The following is a 208-nucleotide window of genomic DNA, read 5'->3' as shown; positions in this document are numbered from 1 at the left end:
ATATTCATTTTTAATATATTCTTTCGCTTTCTCAAAAGTAAATGCATCTTGAGTCTTTCCTGTCTCTACTTTTTGGTTCTTTTCTGTCGTTACCTTCTGGTTCTTTTCTGTCTCTACTTTTTGAGGCTTCTCTGTTGTTACCTTTTGATTCGTTGCTACATTAGTTTTTTCTGCCTTCGCTACCGTTGCATTCTTTTCTGCTTCACCA

The 208-nt window shown here is 35.6% G+C and carries 1 pseudogene; it reads right to left on the bottom strand.

The features are described from left to right. Positions 1-208, bottom strand: a pseudogene (locus MR079_RS29090) (hypothetical protein); the annotation flags it as partial.

It is taken from the genome of Bacillus cereus group sp. BfR-BA-01381 (genome assembly GCF_022663555.1).
GTDB classification, from domain to species: domain Bacteria; phylum Bacillota; class Bacilli; order Bacillales; family Bacillaceae_G; genus Bacillus_A; species Bacillus_A pacificus.
Note: the sequence above shows the minus strand (reverse complement) of the source record. Positions and strands in the feature narration are given on the sequence as shown.